Source organism: Nitrospinota bacterium (assembly GCA_009873635.1).
Taxonomy (GTDB): domain Bacteria; phylum Nitrospinota; class Nitrospinia; order Nitrospinales; family VA-1; genus LS-NOB.
This window is the reverse complement of record WAHY01000019.1, coordinates 16,020-20,213: the sequence shown is the minus strand read 5'-3', so window position 1 is coordinate 20,213 and position 4,194 is coordinate 16,020. Positions and strand designations below refer to the sequence as shown.

4 protein-coding genes are annotated in these 4,194 nt (G+C 46.4%); 1 reads left to right on the top strand and 3 read right to left on the bottom strand.

Going from position 1 to position 4,194, the window contains the following annotated elements; genetic code table 11:
• The coding region (locus tag F3741_10355) for a thiol reductase thioredoxin (GenBank protein ID MZG31185.1) at positions 1-106 on the top strand (106 nt) is incomplete at its 5' end.
• Between the two features lie 99 nt (positions 107-205).
• On the opposite strand, the gene bioB is transcribed toward F3741_10355, so the two are convergent.
• The 3 genes from bioB to aroA form a co-directional block, all read right to left on the bottom strand.
• Positions 206-1,198, bottom strand: coding sequence for a biotin synthase BioB (gene bioB / locus F3741_10350; protein MZG31184.1), 993 nt, complete (start codon positions 1,196-1,198; stop codon positions 206-208).
• 52 nt (positions 1,199-1,250) lie between these two features.
• Positions 1,251-3,329, bottom strand: coding sequence for a thioredoxin domain-containing protein (locus tag F3741_10345; GenBank protein ID MZG31183.1), 2,079 nt, complete (start codon positions 3,327-3,329; stop codon positions 1,251-1,253).
• A gap of 99 nt (positions 3,330-3,428) precedes the next feature.
• A partial coding sequence (gene aroA / locus F3741_10340; protein ID MZG31182.1) for a 3-phosphoshikimate 1-carboxyvinyltransferase occupies positions 3,429-4,194 on the bottom strand: 766 nt, incomplete at its 5' end.

The window sequence follows — 4,194 nt, the reverse complement described above, 5'->3', positions numbered from 1 at the left end:
ACCGACATTGCTTTTTATCAAAGGCGGGCAGGTGGTTCAGCAGGTTGTCGGCGTTAAATCGAAAGCGGAAATCAAGAAGGTTATTGAAGAAAATCTGCTTGGATAAGCCGCCGGGCTTTCTATAGGTATTTGAATTTAAAACCCCCTTCTCCTATCTGGGAGAAGGGGGTTTTGATTTTCCTGTAGGTTTTAAGCTACGGATTTTCTAAGCAGATGTGTAGACCGGACGAAGACCCAGGCCTTCAATCATCTCTATATCTCTTTTAGGATCCTGGCCTTTTGTTGTGAGATAGTTGCCACCCAGAATTCCGTTAGCTCCGGCCGAAAACAATTTTTCCTGCTGGTCGGTCAGCACTTCTTCCCGTCCCCCGCAAACGAAAAGGTCGATATCCGGTAAAACCAGCCGTAACAGGGAAATGGTCCTGAGTGCTTCATAATGTTCCATAGGTTCCAAATGATCAAGGGCAGTTCCTGCAACCGGTTTCAGGAAATTAATGGGAAAAGATTGTGTGCCCAGTTCTTTAATGGAAAAAGCAAGCTCTGCCCTTTGCGTGAACGACTCTCCCATTCCGAAGATGCCACCAACACACACCTGTAATCCTGCGTCTTTGGCGTTTTTTACCGCATTGACCTCATCATCGTAGGTGTGGGTTGAAACGATTTTATCGAAGTGACTCTTAGCGGTTTCCAGGTTATGGTGGCACCGGTCCAGCCCGGCTTCTTTCAGTTCCTTTAATTGTTCCATGGGCATCAGTCCCAGGGAACAGCATGTTTCAAGATTGGTTTCAGCCTTAATACGTTTAATGGCTTCAATCACCCGGTCCAGTTCTTTCCGGTCATCGAGGGAAGTTCCAGAAGTGACGATTGAAAACTCGTTAGACCCGAAAGCTTCTGCTTCCTTTGCGGCGGCAACGATCTCCTCGACATCCATCAGTTCGTATTCGGGGGAATCTGTCTGGAATGAACTTGATTGGGAGCAGAAGGAACAGTCTTCCACACATCGTCCTGATTTTGCATTGACGATGGAACAAATTTTAACATCCTGCCCCTTAAACTGTTCGCGAATGCGGCTGGTCCCGATAAAGAGATAGTCCAGCTCTTCGTGGGTTAGTGATTCAAGTTGCAAAGCTTGATCGTAAGAAATCGATTCGCCTTTTAAGGCGGTGTTGACCATATTATCTATTAACTCTGTGCGCATAGAATTTATTGTTCTCTATAGTTTGAATTGAGTACCGTATAATAGTTCTTCTTCAGTCATAACTCAATAGTTTCACCAAATCTTCTGCAGATTGTACTGGTTTCAGGCAGGTTCCCTGCTGGCAGACGTAGGCGGTTCCTTTCCCATTTACCATTTTTCGCCCTTTCAGTAAGGGAATGGGTGTATTTTCAATCTGGTCCTCGTAGGCGAAAGCAAAAACGGCATTTGGATAAAACCCTTTACGCATGGTTTTCAGCAGTTCCCGGGTTGTCGGGTCATTCCTCTTTCCCACCACCGCAACCTCTTTCAGTCCGCCCAGATACAAATGCAGGGCTTGAAGCATGAATGCTGAATTGAGGCCATATTCCATGAGTTCATCATTAAAATTCAAGAATAGTTTCTCAGCTTTTAAGGATAGAGAGGGGTCTGCCATATAAGCGGAAAGCCGGAGCAGGGTTAGAACCGCATTACTGTTGCCAGAGGGTTCCACACCATCATATCCACTGACTTGCCGTATCAATAGTTCCTCCCCGTCGCTGGCGGTCTCATGGAAAATACCGCTTTCATTGTAGAACTTATCTTTGACACGCAGCATCAACGTGTGAGCCGTTTGAATATAACGCGGCTCATAAGTGGCTTCGTACAAATCGAGACAGGCGGTGGCGGTCGCGGCGTAGTCGCACAGGTAGCCATCGAAGCGGGCTTCTCCATCACGAAAACGCCTGAGGAGTTTCCCATCCGGTGATTGTAAACGGGTGAGAATGAACTCCATGGCACGGACAGATTTTTGTATCCGCTCATCATCATCGAGCACCCTTCCTGTTTTTGCCATGGCGCTGATCATCAGTGCATTCCAGGAAGTCAGGATTTTGTCGTCCAGCAGAGGGCGAATACGCTGGCTGCGAACCTCCAGCAGTTTGTCCCGGGCAGTTTCCAGTTCAGCCATGACAGCGGTTTCCTGCATGCCTATTTCTTTTGCTATCGCTTCGGGTCCCCGTGTGACACTTAAAATGTTTTTTCCTTCGAAATTTCCTTCAGGAGTGATGTTGTAATAAGGGATGGCGACGCTTGCGGTTTTCCTTCCGAGAATCTTTTCGACCTCCTCCTGATCCCATACATAAAATTTACCTTCAACACCTTCGCTGTCAGCGTCTTCGGCACTGAAGAAACCACCTTCCTCAGAAGTCATGTCCCGGTCGATGTATTGCAGCAAATCGTTGGCAAAATCGGCGAACTCTATTTTGCCGGTTACTTGATAGGTTTCTATCAGGGCTGTGGTGAACAATGCATTGTCATAAAGCATTTTTTCGAAATGCGGCACCAGCCATTTGTAATCTGTGCTGTATCGTGAAAGCCCGCCACCGATCTGGTCATAAATTCCGCCAAACTTCATGGCTTTGAGAGTGTTTTCCGTCATAGTCAGACTGTTGTTATGTCCCGTTCGGTGATAGTGCCGGAGCAGGAGAGACAGTCCCATTGAGGGTGGAAATTTGTTTTGTTGTTGAAACTGAAACCCGTGGTTGAGTCGATCGTAATGTTTCTCAAATAACTCAGCGGTTTTATCTTCTCCGGAAAAACTCAAGTCTTCCGCCTTTGCGGAACCTGGTTCGCGAGTAGAAGCCTCGCGGATATAGTCCACCAATGCCTTGGACTGTTTTTCAACTTTATCCTGTTCATTGTTCCAGGTATTGATCAGGAATTGCAAAACATCCAGAAAAGAGGGCAAATTGTAGCGTCGTTCAGGAGGGAAATAAGTGCCACCGTAAAAAGGAATTCCATCTGGCGTCAGAAATACATTGAGGGGCCAGCCACCCTGTTGGCCCAACGCCTGAACCGCTTGCATATAAATGCTGTCTACATCCGGCCTTTCCTCCCGGTCAACCTTTATGCTGACAAAGTTTTCATTAAGCACTTTAGCCAGAACCGGGTCTTCAAACGATTCACGCTCCATCACATGGCACCAGTGACAGGTTGCATAGCCAATACTTACTAAAACAGGAATCTTCTTTTCTTTGGCTATTTTGAAAGGTTCATCTCCCCATGGGTGCCAGTTCACCGGATTGTGAGCGTGTTGAAGAAGATAAGGGCTTTTTTCTTTGATGAGTGAATTTGTATAGGGGTGTTCAACCATTATATTGTAGGGGAATAAAGTTATTTGTCTTACAGGCAGAATCTGACCCCGCTGACCTCTGTAACAGTTAGGGGTTGATTGAGATTTTTCCCTCCAATGCTAGAGACTTTCGAAGCGTTGGAAAAAATCAGGGAATGATTTATCCACGCAACCGGGATTTTTGATTTGAACCCCTGGAATCTTTAGACCCGCTACAGCGAAACTCATGGCCATTCGATGATCGTTATAAGTTTCGATTTCAGCACCGGTGTAATCCCCCGGCTCCACGATGAGGTAGTCATCACCGGCTTTGACGTTTGCCCCCAGGCGACTCAATTCGTTGGTCAGTGCAGAGATTCTGTCTGTTTCCTTGATTCTGAGATTTCCTATGCCCTGAATCACTGTTTTTCCTTCAGCAAATAGTGCAATAACCGCTAACGTCTGCACCGCATCAGGCATATTATTCATATTGATGGTGATTCCCTGCAAAGGGTTTCCTTTAATATGGACAGAATTTTTATTCCTATCAATCCGGCATCCCATTTTTTCCAGGACTGTGGTGAACTGAGCGTCACCCTGAACACTTTGTGGGTTGATGTGGTTGAGAGTCACTTCCCCTCCTGTTACCGCGGCCGCCGCCAGAAAATAGGACGCGCTGGACCAGTCACTTTCCACTTGATAAGTTTGAGCTTTATAACGATCTCCCGCTTTAACCTTAAAACGCTGGTAGCTCTCATTTTCAACATGAACGCCGAAGGTCTTCATGATGTCGAGGGTGATGTCGGCATATGATTTTGAAGTGAGCTCTCCCTGAATATTTACACAGGTATCAGATTTGAAATAAGGGGCCGAAAGTAAAATGGAAGTGAGATATTGACTGCTTTTA

Coding starts and splice junctions, on each gene's coding strand:
- F3741_10345 (MZG31183.1), bottom strand. CDS start 3,329: ATGGTTGAACACCCCTATACAAATTCACTCATCAAAGAAAAAAGCCCT.
- bioB (MZG31184.1), bottom strand. CDS start 1,198: ATGCGCACAGAGTTAATAGATAATATGGTCAACACCGCCTTAAAAGGC.